Here is a 14154-nt window from a genome sequence, read left to right as displayed (position 1 = left end):
CTCTTATGCTGCAATAGCTTTAGGGTTGGCGGCAGCCCACATTTCAGCGAGCGCTCTTTTGTATTCGACAGGCATGACTTTAACGAATTTGCCACGTGCGATGTCCCAGTTGCTGACCAGATCTCGTGCGCAGAAACTGCCTGTGTAGCGGAAGTGATTTTCGACTAAACGACGCAGAATGACGTCGTCGGCCTCACGTTCAGCGCCCCGAGTCATGGGGTGGAACAAAGCGATACCTTGGTCTTGCTCTTGCTGTTTGGCCGCCAGCACGGGCTCTATCGCCACCATGCTCAGGTTGCAACGGCTGGCGAACGTACCGTCAGGATCCCAAACGTAAGCAATACCGCCAGACATCCCTGCGGCAAAATTTCGCCCCGTCGCACCCAGCACGACCACGGTACCGCCAGTCATGTACTCGCAACCATGATCGCCTGTGCCTTCGACGACCGCGGCAGCCCCAGAGTTACGTACCGCGAATCGCTCGCCGGCCACCCCGTTGAAATAGGCTTCACCAGACGTTGCACCATACAACACGGTGTTGCCCACAATGATGTGTTCAGGGCCAAAACCTCTGAAATCGTTCGGTGAACGAACAATGATGCGGCCGCCTGATAAACCTTTGCCGACGTAGTCGTTACCTTCACCGACCAAGTCAAGTGTGATCCCAGTGACCAAGAACGCCCCGAAACTTTGACCAGCTGTGCCATTGCATTGAACATGGATGGTGTCATCCGGCAGGCCTTGGTCGCCGTATTTGGTCGCGACTCTGCCGGATAGCATGGTCCCGATGGTACGGTTACGGTTGCGTACAGGCACGATGAACGATACTTTTTCGCCGCGCTCGATCGCGGGGGTGGCGCGCTCGATCAGCTCATGATCCAGGGCAGCTTCAAGCCCGTGATCCTGCACCTCGATTTGACGAGGTGAGCTGTCGGTTTGAGGTTGGTAAAACACACGGCTGAAATCCAGTCCGTTTGCTTTCCAGTGGTCAATGCCTGCTCGGGTATCAATCAAATCGACACGGCCGACGAGATCGTCGAACTGACGAATCCCCAGTTGTGCCATGATTTCGCGCACTTCTTCTGCGATGAAGAAGAAGAAGTTAACCACGTATTCTGGTTTGCCTTGAAATTTTTTGCGCAACTCGGGATCTTGCGTTGCAACCCCGACCGGACAGGTATTGAGGTGACATTTACGCATCATGATGCAGCCCTCAACGACCAGGGGCGCGGTTGCGAAGCCGAATTCATCTGCCCCAAGCAGTGCACCGATCACCACATCGCGCCCGGTTTTCATCTGACCATCGGCCTGAACACGGATACGGCTGCGCAGGCGATTGAGCATTAGCGTCTGTTGTGTTTCGGCAAGGCCGAGCTCCCAGGGGGTGCCAGCATGTTTGATCGATGACACGGGTGAGGCACCCGTGCCGCCATCGTGGCCAGAGATGGTGACGTGATCTGCTTTGGCTTTAGCGACACCCGCAGCAACAGTACCGACCCCGACTTCGGAGACGAGCTTGACTGAGATGGATGCTTTGTCGTTGATGTTCTTCAAGTCATGGATGAGCTGGGCCAAATCCTCGATTGAATAAATGTCGTGATGCGGAGGTGGTGAGATCAAGCCGACGCCAGGCACAGAACAGCGCAATTTGGCGATGTACTCAGAGACTTTGTGGCCCGGTAGCTGTCCGCCTTCACCAGGCTTGGCGCCTTGTGCCATTTTGATCTGGATCTGATCGGCGCTGGCCAGATATTCTGCACTGACCCCGAAGCGACCAGAGGCAACTTGCTTGATTTTTGATCGCATCGAGTCGCCTGCTTGCAACGGCACATCAGCGGCAATACGGTCAGCACCAAGTTCTGAAGCGAGCGTCGCGCCCGCTTGAATGCCGCTCTCGCCCGTGCGTAACTCGTTGCGGTAGCGCAATTCATCTTCACCACCTTCGCCTGTGTTGGATTTGCCGCCAATTCGGTTCATGGCAACTGCCAAGACTGAGTGTGCCTCGGTAGAAATTGAGCCAAGCGACATGGCGCCGGTCGCAAACCGTTTTACGATCTCTTTGGCGGGTTCGACCTCATCCAGAGAGATTGCGCGAGCAGGGTCTACCTTGAACTCGAACAGGCCTCTGAGCGTCAACAAGCGCTTGCTCTGGTCATTAATCAGCTGCGCGTACTCTTTGTACGTGTTGTAACTGTTAGCGCGCGAAGCGTGCTGCAATTTGGCAATGGAGTCTGGTGTCCACATGTGTTCTTCACCACGCACTCGGAACGCGTATTCGCCACCCGCGTCAAGGGCGTTGGCCAGCACGGGATCGCTACCGAAAGCGGCACGGTGGGTGCGCAAAGACTCTTCGGCAATTTCAAAAATACCGACCCCTTCGATGTTGCTGGGTGTGCCAGAAAAGTATTTATTGATCAGGCCAGACTGCAAGCCGACTGCTTCAAAAATCTGCGCACCGCAATAAGACATATAGGTCGAGATGCCCATTTTGGACATGACTTTATTGAGCCCCTTACCAATCGCCTTGATAAAGTTCTTGATCGCTTTTTCAGCGTACTCTGGGCTTGTCGCCGCTGCAGCAAGCGACTCGAGGGCCAAGTAAGGATGAATTGCCTCGGCCCCGTAGCCACCCAGCAGTGCAAAGTGATGAACCTCGCGTGCAGAGCCGGTTTCAACCACGAGCCCTGTGTTGGTTCTAAGACCTTCGCGGATCAGTGTTTGATGAATTGCTGAAGTCGCGAGCAAGGCGGGGATAGCAACACGATGACGATCCACCTGGCGGTCAGTCAGGATGAGAATGTTGTAGCCACTTCTTACCGCATCCAAGGCGCTGGCACATAAAGCAGCGACGCGTGCTTCGATCCCTTCGGCACCCCAGGCAGCCGGATAGGTGATGTCTATTTCTTGGCTACTAAATTTGTCACCGGTGACTTCAGCGATTGAGCGAATGCGCAACATCTCGTCGTGATCGAGAATTGGTTGCATCACCTCAAGTCTTAGCGGCGGGTTGACGTTGTTGATGTCTAACAGGTTGGGTTTCGGCCCGATAAAAGATACCAGTGACATCACCATTTGTTCACGAATGGGATCAATCGGGGGATTGGTCACTTGCGCGAATAGTTGGCGGAAGTAATTGTAGAAGGGCTTAGCGCGATTCGACAGGATGGCCAGCGGCGCATCGTTACCCATCGAGCCAGTGGCTTCTTCGCCAGAGGCTGCCATCGGCTCGAGCACGTACTTGTAATCCTCTTGCGTCCAGCCAAACGCTTGCTGACGGTCAAGCAAGGTTTCTTGGCTTGCAGCTGGGGCAGGAGATAGCGGTGCTGCCAATGAGTCGATTTTGATTCGCAGGCCTTCGATCCATTGTCGATAAGGACGTGAGTTCGACAGTTGAGCTTTGATCTCGGCGTCATCGATAATTCGACCCTGTTCGAGATCGATCAAGAACATCTTGCCAGGCTGTAGACGCCATTTTTTGACAATGCGACTTTCAGGGATTGGCAAGGTGCCAGCTTCTGATGCCATCACGACCATGTCGTCATCGGTGACCAGGTAACGCGCAGGGCGCAGACCATTTCGATCCAGGGTTGCGCCGATTTGACGGCCATCGGTGAAAGCGACAGCTGCAGGGCCGTCCCAGGGTTCCATCATGGCAGCGTGGTATTCGTAGAAGGCACGCCGGCTGGCATCCATCTGTGTATGTTGCTCCCAGGCTTCTGGGATCATGATCATCATCGCATGGGCAAGTGAATAACCAGACATCACCAGTAACTCGAGGCAGTTATCGAACGTGGCCGTGTCTGACTGACCTTCATAAACAATAGGGTACAGTTTGGCTAGGTCTTCGCCCAGTACCGCGGATTGCATTTTGCCCTCGCGCGCGCGCAACCAGTTGAAGTTCCCTTTGACGGTGTTGATTTCGCCATTATGCGCAATCATCCTGTAGGGATGGGCCAGCGGCCAAGCGGGGAACGTGTTGGTCGAGAAGCGCTGATGCACCAAAGCGACTGCTGACACCGTGCGCGGGTCGGCGAGATCTCGGTAGTACCGACCCACTTGATCGGCTAAGAGCAGGCCCTTATAAACAACCGTACGCACAGACGCTGACGGCACGAAATACTCTTTGCCGTGCGCCAAGCCCATCGATTGAATGGCATGGCTGGCGGTTTTGCGGATGACGTAGAGTTTGCGCTCAAGAGCATCCGGCACCATGACGTTTGCACCGCGACCAATAAATAGTTGACGGATGAAGGGTTCACAGGCACGCACGGCTGGGGACATTGGCATATCGGTATCAACCGGTACATCACGCCAGCCCAGCACGACTTGACCCTCTGCTTTGACCGCACGCTCAAGCTCTTGCTCACAGGCAAGCCTAGAGGCAATCTCTTTCGGTAAAAACACCATCGCGACACCGTACTCGCCGGGGGCGGGTAGTTTGACCCCTTGTTTGGCAAGCTCTTCACGGTAGAACACATCGGGGATCTGAATCAGAATCCCGGCGCCATCGCCCATGAGCTTATCAGCACCTACCGCCCCACGGTGGTCAAGATTCTCGAGGATCTTCAAGCCTTGCTCGATGATCTCGTGATTTTTGTGACCTTTGATGTGCGCCACAAAACCCACGCCACACGCATCGTGTTCGTTGGCTGGCGAATAGAGGCCTTGAGCCTTCGGCAAACCGACGGGGGCAGTGGTTGATGTCCGCACCGATTTGGCCGGATGAAAATGTATTGGGTAGGTGCTCATGACGTGCTCCGATGGCATTGCGACGAAGATGGTGCAGTGCGAAAACAGACAATACCTTGGAAAACCCGTATGAGCAAGTGAAAGCTAATGGTGCGTCCCTTAATTATAAAGTTCTACACCACTCGAGATATTAAATGGGGACGGAACAAGGGCCATACGCTTTGATTGCTAGCCATCAACCAATCGATTTTCAGGCAGCTTCGGGGGTGTTTGGAGGGCGGCCTCGAGGTCGTCCTCTTGGTAATGGGCTCGCCCGTCGGTTGGCCTCAGTCTGAATGGTGGCCAGAAAATCTGCATCACCCAACGCCCACTGACCGTGGAGTGCGGCAACGATTGCTTGTGTGTGCCCGAACGAGTTGCCTTCGGTCAGCTTTTGGCGATAGACCGCCTGTCTGTCAAAGGGCGTGTTGCCACAAGCCCAATAGTCTGCGTGGGGTGTTAGCCAAACGGATGGCCGCACACCAATATGGGTTGCGGCGGACGACCAGGGCCAGGACTCGGCGGCTGTCGTGGTGGCAGGCCCACTCGGCTTGGTTTCCAACCAAATAAGTGCTGGCAATACCCACCTACCGTTTTGTAGCAAGCACGATCGATAACGGCCTGTAAATACCGCACCCTGAACCAAGCGAGAGGCAATGTTCCGGCCAAGCATCTGTACCAGACGGCCCATCCCATGGCTGTCTTTGGGCGTCGCCAGCAGGGCGACACCAGACGCGTCAAAGCACCACCCATGAACAGGCACGTTGTGAAGATGACTGGCTGTTGCCAGCCAAGCGTGCATTTGACCAAAGAGTGCTGGGGTGAGTGATTGACTTTGCGCTGCCCCCACGGAAAACGAGGCAACCACCAATTGTGTTACCCCCGGGGCGTAGAGTCGAGCCAAGCGGGCCACGTCTTGTCTGTCCCCGGTTTGCCGAATTAGGGTTTGCGAAACTTGTAAAACAAGTTGGGGGCGCTGACGATATAAATGTTGCCCTGGTCATCCATGGCGACACCCTCCGGTTTCGGGATACGTCCTTCGCCTTTGGCCGACATTTCTAGCATGCCTCGGCCAGAGCCGGTATCGCCATCAACCTGTATGAGTAGCTGAGACTCTTCGCTGAGCAGCAAAACGCGTCCGTTGCTCGGGTCAATCTCAACCGAGGAAAGATCTGTTGCAAAGGGAATTTCATCCAACCAATAACTAAAATTTTCAATTCTGAGGCCGCGAGACTCGGGAGACTGCAAATTACTTAGACCACTGATTCGATAGAGACCCTTGGGACTATGCTCTTTTGCGATATACAGCCGATCGCGCTTGAGGTCGTAGCCCAAGCCCTGAAAGCCATAGTTGCTGTCCTCGTCCTCACCGAATCTGAGCACCAGCGAGAAAGCGCGAGTGACATCAATGGTCTGCGGCGTGGGAGGAATTTCTGCGATGGCGACCCGATTGCGCCGGCTATTGACCAGCGCGATCTTGTTGGCGCCGAGCCAAGCAACCCCGTTTGCCTCAGAAATGCCCTTCAAGGGGTAGGTCGCAATCACGACGCCGTCAAGAGACATCGCCACGAGCGCAGCAGGCTTATCCACCACTGCCCAAAGCCGCTGTTGCAGCGAGTCATAGGCAAGCCCGGATAAGTTACCCGACAACCCCTCGACTTTGTGGGCAGCCTCTGGCCCAGCGTATCCAATGAGCGTATTCCCACCCGCAGCAGAGATCTTGTTTTCCCAGGCAGCCTGTTTCGCCTTGAGGCCTGAAATCCAGCGATAGGCGACTTGTTCAGCATGGTAATACCGCACGCCGATGTAGCTCGCCCACCCAACCAGGATGACAAGAAAGCAGGCAAGCAGGATTTTAGAAAGAAATTTGAATAAATCGGCCATACTAAGTCCGCGGCATAAATAAGACAGACTGAGCCACATTGTGCCCCAGTCCAACTCAAGGTTAACACCCTCGATAAGAATACGGAACTTTTCTAAAAATGGAGAATCCTATTGGCACTCGATGTGTGAGAGTGCTAAGATAACATCATGTGACTGCACGGATAGTCATCCCTTATGGGGGCGGTAACGAATCAATATGACAACAGTAACTCTGGCTCAAAATAAACTGGCGATGGCGATCGCCAACCCCGGCGCACTGGGTTCAATCGATGCGTACATCACGGCAGTGAATCATCTGCCGGTGTTATCGGCTGAGCACGAAGTAGCACTTGCTCGTTCACTGCGGGATCAGCAAGATATTGACGCCGCTCGCGAACTGGTTCTATCTCATCTGAGACTCGTGGTGTCGATTGCTCGCCAATACTTGGGTTACGGATTACCACACGCCGATTTGATTCAAGAAGGTAACGTCGGCCTGATGAAGGCAGTGAAACGTTATGACCCCGAGCGCGGCGTTCGGTTGGTCTCTTTTGCGGTTCATTGGATCAAAGCCGAAATTCACGAATACATCGTCAAAAACTGGCGCATGGTGAAAGTTGCCACCACGAAGGCGCAACGCAAGCTGTTTTTTAACCTGCGAAGCATGCGGCCTGACGGGCACACGCTCGATCCCGAGCAGGTGTCGCATATTGCGCAAACGCTCAACGTCAAACCGGAAGAAGTGCGCGAAATGGAAGTCCGGATGTCTGGGCGCGAGATGGCGCTTGAAAATCCAGATGACGACGATGATTCGTTCGCCCCGATCGCCTACTTGTCGGACGACGGGCAAGATGAGCCTTCCGAGGTACTTGAGCGCCGCGCGATCGACAACATGCAGGGGCTTGGTTTAGAGACCGCCTTGGCCAATTTGGATGAGCGTTCACGGCGCATCGTTCAAGCGCGTTGGTTGCAGGACGATGGTGGTGCTACGCTGCACGACCTCGCCGATGAATTTGGCGTCTCTGCAGAACGGATCCGCCAGATTGAAGTTGCTGCCATGAAAAAAATGAGAGTAGCGCTCACCGCTTAAGTCTTGCGTGCGGGGCCTCATTCGCCCAGAATGGCCCTGTGGTTATCCACATGTGAAGGGTTGGGCGATATGGACATCGGCGAGTTGGTATTCGGCCTTGCAGGCCTGCTCATGGTGGTGTGCTTTCTGCCACCACTCGCAGCAACATTGAGATTGCCTCACTCATTAATGCTGGCCATCTGCGGGTTTTTACTCGCCATCACCGCCCATGCGAGCGCGTGGTTACCGCCCATTCTGGGCGATTTTCTGGGCATTATCCACACTTTCGACCTGTCGCATCAGACGTTTCTGGTGGTGTTTTTGCCGGTGCTGCTTTTTGAAACCGCCCTGGCCATGAATGTGCGCCGTCTGATGGACGACCTAGGCCCTATCTTGATGATGGCCATTGTCGCCGTCTTCGTGAGCACCTTGTCGGTTGGCCTGTTGGTCAGCCAGTTCACCAACTACAGTCTGGCGGCTTGTCTTTTGCTGGGTGCGATTGTCGCTACCACCGATCCGGCTGCGGTCATTGGCATGTTTAAAGAAGTGGGTGCCCCCACCCGACTCATGACCTTGGTGGAAGGCGAGAGCCTATTGAACGATGCCGGTGCCATCGCGGTTTATACCGTGTTGCTCGGCGTTGTCACCCATGCGGATACCTGGCAAGTCGGTCGGGTAATGACCGATACTGCCTTTTTGTTTCTTGGCGGGGCGCTGACCGGCTATGTGATGGGGCGGATCACCTGTGAGTTGTTCCAATTGCTCAGGGGATGGCCAGCGGCCGAAATATCTTTGACGCTATCCCTGGCTTATTTGTCCTACCTCGTTTCAGAGCGCTATTTTGGTGTGTCAGGTGTGGTGGCGACCGTCGTTGCCGGTTTAGTCGTGGGGTCAACCGGACGCACGAAAATGGCGCCGACGACATTCGAGATACTGGCTCAGGCCTGGCATCAATTCGGCTTCTGGGCAAACTCACTGATCTTCCTGTTAGCAGCCATGCTTATCCCAAGGCTGATGCCCAACCTGACCTGGCAAGATCTTGTGCAAATCGGGATTGTCTTCATCGCCGCACTATTGGCGCGAGCCATCGTTGTTTTTGGCTTATTGCCCTTGCTCAGTGTCGCAAACCTCAGCACCCGAGTCGGGGGGCGGTACAAAATAGCGTTGTGTTGGGGAGGCTTGAGAGGTGCGGTTTCGGTGGCACTGGCCTTGGCGGTGATTGAGCATCAAAATATCCCCGAGGATATTCGTCATTTTGTTGGCGTATCCGCGACTGGGTTTGTTTTGGCGACGCTTGTCATCAAAGGGTTAACGCTCAGGCCATTGATCACCCTGCTTGGCTTGAACCGTCTGAGCCGCAAAGACCAGGCACTGCGCAACACGGCGTTAGTCGAGGCGATGAGCAGTATTCAAGCAGAAGCCGAGACGCTGGCACGATTGGAGGGGCTGTCCGATCAGGCGCGTGACAAAGTGCGTGAAGCGCTTGCGATCAATACCGCTGAAGTCACAGAGGGACTGCTCGAAAAATTTTCTGCCCATGATCGCGTTGAACTCGGGCTCGCCATACTCGCGCGGCATGAGCATGAAATGTTTTTCGACATTTTCAAAGAACAGCTCATCGACGAGAAGATCGCCACCTTATTGCTTAGCAGGGCCGAGCGCACCGAAGATGCGATTCGCACGCACGGCAGCCAAGGCTTTCGGCGTGCGGCCATGCGCGCCATGCGTTACCCCCGCCGTTTCAGACAGGCGTTGCAATTACACAAAGCCTTGGGCGTGCAGCGTTGGCTGGCTGCTGAGCTGGCGCAGCGGTTTGCGCTTTTGCTCGTCATGCGATCAGCCGCTAATCTGGTCATCCAATTCGCACAGACAGAGGTTCGGCCCCTGCTCGGCGAAGAGGTTAGCCAAGAGATCTTAGCTATACATCAAGAGCGGCTAGTCCTGATTAATGAAGGTCTGCATGCGCTAAACCTGCAGTACCCAACGTACGCGTTGTGGCTGCAAGAGCGGTATTTGGGTAGGATTGCCCGTAAGCTGGAGCGCGAGCGCTATGACCAAATGTTCAGTCACTCACTCATCAGCGGGGCAATATATAAAGATTTACTGAGTCAGGTGCAAGGGCGCTGGCGGTTTCTAGAGCGAAATCCAAGACTTGATATTGAGATGGGTGCCCGGGATCTGGTGACCCGTGTGCCGATGCTTCAGGGCTTGTCAGCACAAAAGCAAATCGAGGTGACCAAATTATTATGGCCTCGGCTGTACTTGCCTGACCAGATCATTCTCGCCAAGGGCAGGCCAGCACCAGAGCTCTATTTTGTAGCGTCGGGTGCCGTTCGTGTGCTGTTGCCGGATAATACGCATGTCGAGCTTGGCACGGGTGAGTTTTTTGGTGAGCTGAGCTTGCTCGGCCAGCCAGTCGAGGGATTTGAGGTGCGTTCAATGGGTTACAGCAAATTGCTGTGCCTACCCGCGAAAGGGTTCAACGCGCTTCTCCTTCAAGATAACGACTTGCGCGTGCACATTGAATCGGTCGCAAAACAACGTTTAAGAGCCATCGAGGTATGGCAGGCCCAGCAGGCGACGTCTCCTCAGGCCAGCGTCGATACCTCATCCCCCGCAGCGACGAAGTAATGCCTCGGCGAGTACGATCGATGCTTCAATCGTAAAGGCCGCTTGTTCTAGCATCTCAAGCAGTTCGTCTACCGCGAGGCAGGTAATCTGCATCACTTCACCATCCCTGTTCTGAGGGATGACACCCTCGCTCAGCACGCATTCGCAGGTCAGCACATCTTCAAACTGAAAACCTTCGTTGACCTGCCTTCGCATGCGGGTGATGGTTCTGAGAGGGGTCCGGTGGGCAATCTGGTCAGCCTCGAGCCCAGCCTCTTCGTCCGTTTCTCGTACGAGGGCGACCTCTGGATCTTCTTGGTAGCTAACCAAGCCGCCTACGAGGGTGTCCCACATACCGGGGTCGGTCGCCTTATTCAGCGAACGTCGTGCGACCCAAACGCCGCCATCAAGTGAGAAACCGTTCAAGTGGACAGCTTTTGTGACTAAACCAAGTGGTCTGACGACGCCACGTTCGACGCCCGCTATCGAGTCACCTTGCTCTGACCATACATCCAACAATTCACCGCGCCAACCGGGAGCATGCCCGGCCGCTTTCAGTCGTTGAGCCACCAGCGCCAGCATGTGGTTAAGCTCGCCACTGGTTTCGCCGCCCAGCCCAATCGAGGCAACGTGTGAGTCAATGCGCACGAAAGGCAATTCGCGCAATGCATCGAAAGTGCTGTGAAAGAGCAGGCCACAGCGTTGCTGTGCGATAAATAAGGGTAGTGAGGCTTGCTGAGGGGTTTGGTTGGCTTGGCCTAAGAAGCCATTCAACAGCGACTCAAGTTTGGCGTGTAACGGCTTCAACGCATGGCGTCGGTGGGACGAGGTCATAGCATCCTAAATAAGAATAATTCCGAATACCCATATTATTTGGTATATCGTAAACCAGTAGGTTCCGCACTCGTTTATACTTCTCCCGTTTTGAGATGAATTTTTCGAGGTCAGCATGAAGAAGTGCAGTAGATTTCTAGGCGTCTGTGCCATGCTAATCAGCGGGCTAGTAGCTGCGCAGGTCAAAGACATGCCTGGCGGGCCAAGCGTCAACCAAATCAATATGCCCGAGGGCGTCACTGCGATTACCCACGCTGTGAACGATCTGCACTATCTGATGCTGTGGATTTGCCTGGTGATTTTTCTGGCTGTCTTCGGCGTGATGTTTTATTCGATTTGGGCTCACCGCAAATCACGGGGCGCGAAGCCAGCTACTTTCCATGAACACGTCGGCGTAGAAGTTGCTTGGACGGTGATTCCTTTCATGATTGTGATCGCGATGGCCTTGCCTGCGACTCGCACCGTCGTTGCCATGAAGGACACGAGCGGTTCGGATATGACCATTAAAACCACGGGTTATCAGTGGAAATGGGGTTACGAGTACATCGATGGTCCCGCCAAAGGCGTTAAGTTTTTGTCGAATCTTTCGACGCCTCGCGCTCAGATTGACAATAAAGAACCCAAAGGCCCTTATTACCTGATGGAAGTTGACAACCCACTGGTCGTCCCTGTGGGTAAGAAAATCCGTATCGCCACGACGGGTGGTGATGTGATTCACTCGTGGGCGGTTCCTGACTTCAGCATGAAGCAGGATGCTATCCCCGGTTTCATCCGCAATACGTGGTTTCGCGCTGACAAAGTGGGCGTCTATCGTGGGCAGTGTTCAGAATTATGCGGTAAAGAACACGCGTTCATGCCTATCGTTGTTGATGTGAGATCAGAGGCTGATTTTGCGAAGTGGGCCGAAGAGCAGCAAAAGCTGCTGCTTGCGTCTGCTGATGATCCGAACAAAACATGGACACAAGCTGAGCTGATCGCTCGCGGTGAAAAGGTCTATCAAACCTGTGCTGCCTGCCATCAAGGTAGTGGCAAGGGCGTTCAAGGGGCTTTTCCCGCGCTCGAAGGAAGCAAAGTTGTGATGGGGCCAAAAGCTGAACAGATTTCGGTGTTGTTGAATGGGCGTAAAGGTACGGCGATGCAAGCCTTTGCCAACCAGTTGAGCGATGTAGAAATTGCCGCTGTGATTACCTACACCCGCAACAGCTGGGCGAATGCCGGTAAAGGGCAAGATCCAATGGTCACCCCCGCCGATATTAAGGCAGCGCGCTAAAGCTGGTGTTTAACCATCTTCACGATCAAATTAAACGAAATACCGCGCCACTGTCGCGCGGTATAGGTAAAGGTAGCTAGGGAGTCCAATATGAGCAGCGTTACAGCAGACCACGTTTCAGGACACACGGACGATCACGATCACGGCATGCTTCACGGCTGGCGTCGTTGGTTGTATGCAACCAATCACAAAGATATCGGGACGATGTATCTCATCTTCTCGTTTACGATGCTGCTCGAAGGCGGCACGCTTGCGCTCTTGTTGCGCACCGAATTGTTTCAGCCTGGTTTACAGTTTTTTCAGCCAGAGTTGTTCAACCAGTTCACCACCATGCATGGCCTGATCATGGTGTTCGGCGCCATCATGCCGGCATTTGTTGGCTTTGCAAACTGGATGGTCCCCTTGCAAATCGGTGCGTCAGATATGGCGTTTGCCCGGATGAACAACTTTAGCTTCTGGTTGTTACCAGTCGCTGCCGTTTTACTAACCACCTCGTTTTTCGTCCCAGGTGGCGCTACCGCTGCAGGCTGGACCTTGTACGCCCCGTTGACAGCGCAGATGGGCCCCGGCATGGATTTGACGATTTTTGCAGTGCACATCATGGGTGCCTCGTCCATCATGGGTGCAATCAATATCGTTGTGACGATTTTGAACATGCGCGCACCCGGCATGACCTTGATGAAAATGCCACTGTTCTGCTGGACATGGCTCATTACTGCTTATCTGCTGATCGCTGTGATGCCTGTGTTGGCTGCTGCGATCACGATGGTGCTGACCGACCGCCACTTTGGCACAGGCTTCTTTAACGCAGCAGCGGGCGGCGATCCAGTGCTTTATCAGCATATTTTCTGGTTCTTCGGGCATCCCGAGGTTTACATCATGATTCTGCCCGCGTTCGGGATCATCTCTGCGATCGTGCCAGCCTTTTCACGCAAAAAGCTGTTCGGCTATGCATCGATGGTGTATGCAACAGCGTCCATTGCGATTCTGTCCTTCATCGTTTGGGCACACCATATGTTTGCGACGGGGATGCCTGTCACTGCCCAGTTGTACTTCATGTACGCAACCATGCTTATTTCTATCCCGACAGGCGTGAAAGTCTTTAATTGGGTCGCGACCATGTGGAAGGGTTCAATGACCTTTGAAACCCCGATGCTCTTCGCGATCGGCTTCATTTTTGTGTTTACCATCGGTGGATTTACGGGGCTGATTCTGTCAGTCGCGCCAATCGATATCCAAGTGCACGATACTTACTATGTGGTTGCCCACTTCCATTACGTGTTGGTGGCAGGATCGCTGTTTGGCTTGTTTGCGGGCACCTACTACTGGCTGCCAAAGTGGTGCGGTTACATGTACGACGAGACGCTTGGCAAAGTGCATTTCTGGTCGAGCATGATTTCGTTTAACGTGACGTTCTTCCCCATGCATTTCTTGGGCCTGGCTGGTATGCCACGTCGTTACGCAGACTATCCTGCCCAATTCACTGATTTCCATCAGATCGCTACGATTGGTGCTTTCTGGTTCGGCCTCTCGCAACTGTTGTTCTTGTACATCGTGCTCAAAGCCTACGCCGGTAAAGGCACGCCTGCCCCAGCGAAACCTTGGGATGGCGCTGAAGGTCTCGAATGGACGGTGCCATCGCCCGCGCCTTTCCATACCTTCGTCGAGCCTCCAGAGGTTAAGTAAGGATTGATGATGACGCCAGAGCAACGCAGTAAAAACAACCGTGTCGGGTTCGTTTTTCTTGTCATCGTTGTTGCGTTGTTTGCTTGGACCATCA

The 14154-nt window shown here is 54.2% G+C and carries 8 protein-coding genes; 4 read left to right on the top strand and 4 right to left on the bottom strand.

Going from position 1 to position 14154, the window contains the following annotated elements:
- Window positions 1-3 precede the first annotated feature (3 nt).
- The 3 genes from AC1W8Y_RS09875 to AC1W8Y_RS09865 form a co-directional block, all read right to left on the bottom strand.
- Entirely contained in the window at window positions 4-4749 is a 4746-nt protein-coding gene (locus AC1W8Y_RS09875; RefSeq protein ID WP_482014312.1) for a glutamate synthase-related protein, read from the bottom strand.
- A gap of 190 nt (window positions 4750-4939) precedes the next feature.
- Window positions 4940-5641, bottom strand: coding sequence for a hypothetical protein (locus tag AC1W8Y_RS09870; RefSeq protein WP_482014311.1), 702 nt, complete (start codon window positions 5639-5641; stop codon window positions 4940-4942).
- A gap of 26 nt (window positions 5642-5667) precedes the next feature.
- Window positions 5668-6612 carry an SdiA-regulated domain-containing protein gene (locus AC1W8Y_RS09865; RefSeq protein WP_482014310.1) on the bottom strand — a complete coding sequence of 315 codons (945 nt, stop codon included), beginning with the start codon at window positions 6610-6612 and terminating at the stop codon, window positions 5668-5670.
- 196 nt (window positions 6613-6808) lie between these two features.
- Between AC1W8Y_RS09865 and rpoH the strand changes: the two genes are divergently transcribed.
- Both rpoH and AC1W8Y_RS09855 read left to right on the top strand, forming a co-directional pair.
- A complete protein-coding gene (gene rpoH, locus AC1W8Y_RS09860) occupies window positions 6809-7681 on the top strand; it encodes an RNA polymerase sigma factor RpoH (protein ID WP_482014309.1) in 873 nt (290 codons plus the stop codon).
- Window positions 7682-7750: 69 nt separating this feature from the next.
- Complete coding sequence (locus AC1W8Y_RS09855) at window positions 7751-10291, top strand: cation:proton antiporter (RefSeq protein ID WP_482014308.1); 2541 nt, start codon at window positions 7751-7753, stop codon at window positions 10289-10291.
- Here the strand turns inward: AC1W8Y_RS09855 and AC1W8Y_RS09850 are convergent.
- Window positions 10268-11104, bottom strand: a complete 837-nt coding sequence (locus AC1W8Y_RS09850; protein ID WP_482014307.1) for an NUDIX hydrolase — start codon at window positions 11102-11104, stop codon at window positions 10268-10270. The two genes, AC1W8Y_RS09855 and AC1W8Y_RS09850, sit on opposite strands and share 24 nt — an antisense overlap.
- 115 nt (window positions 11105-11219) lie before the next feature.
- Here AC1W8Y_RS09850 and coxB point away from each other — a divergent pair, with 115 nt between their 5' ends.
- Together coxB and ctaD are read left to right on the top strand one after the other, a co-directional pair.
- Window positions 11220-12374: a cytochrome c oxidase subunit II gene (gene coxB, locus AC1W8Y_RS09845; protein ID WP_482014306.1), complete on the top strand. Its 1155-nt coding sequence runs from the start codon at window positions 11220-11222 to the stop codon at window positions 12372-12374.
- Window positions 12375-12464: 90 nt separating this feature from the next.
- Window positions 12465-14060, top strand: coding sequence for a cytochrome c oxidase subunit I (gene ctaD / locus AC1W8Y_RS09840; protein WP_482014305.1), 1596 nt, complete (start codon window positions 12465-12467; stop codon window positions 14058-14060).
- Window positions 14061-14154: the final 94 nt, after the last annotated feature.

The sequence above is a fragment of the Jezberella sp. genome (assembly GCF_964834465.1).
This window is presented reverse-complemented; position numbering and strand designations above follow the sequence as displayed.

What these genes read in the sequence shown, in the direction of transcription:
- AC1W8Y_RS09875 (WP_482014312.1), bottom strand. Translation starts at nt 4,749, where the DNA reads ATGAGCACCTACCCAATACATTTTCATCCGGCCAAATCGGTGCGGACA.
- AC1W8Y_RS09850 (WP_482014307.1), bottom strand. Translation starts at nt 11,104, where the DNA reads ATGACCTCGTCCCACCGACGCCATGCGTTGAAGCCGTTACACGCCAAA.
- AC1W8Y_RS09865 (WP_482014310.1), bottom strand. Translation starts at nt 6,612, where the DNA reads ATGGCCGATTTATTCAAATTTCTTTCTAAAATCCTGCTTGCCTGCTTT.
- rpoH (WP_482014309.1), top strand. Translation starts at nt 6,809, where the DNA reads ATGACAACAGTAACTCTGGCTCAAAATAAACTGGCGATGGCGATCGCC.
- ctaD (WP_482014305.1), top strand. Translation starts at nt 12,465, where the DNA reads ATGAGCAGCGTTACAGCAGACCACGTTTCAGGACACACGGACGATCAC.
- AC1W8Y_RS09855 (WP_482014308.1), top strand. Translation starts at nt 7,751, where the DNA reads ATGGACATCGGCGAGTTGGTATTCGGCCTTGCAGGCCTGCTCATGGTG.
- coxB (WP_482014306.1), top strand. Translation starts at nt 11,220, where the DNA reads ATGAAGAAGTGCAGTAGATTTCTAGGCGTCTGTGCCATGCTAATCAGC.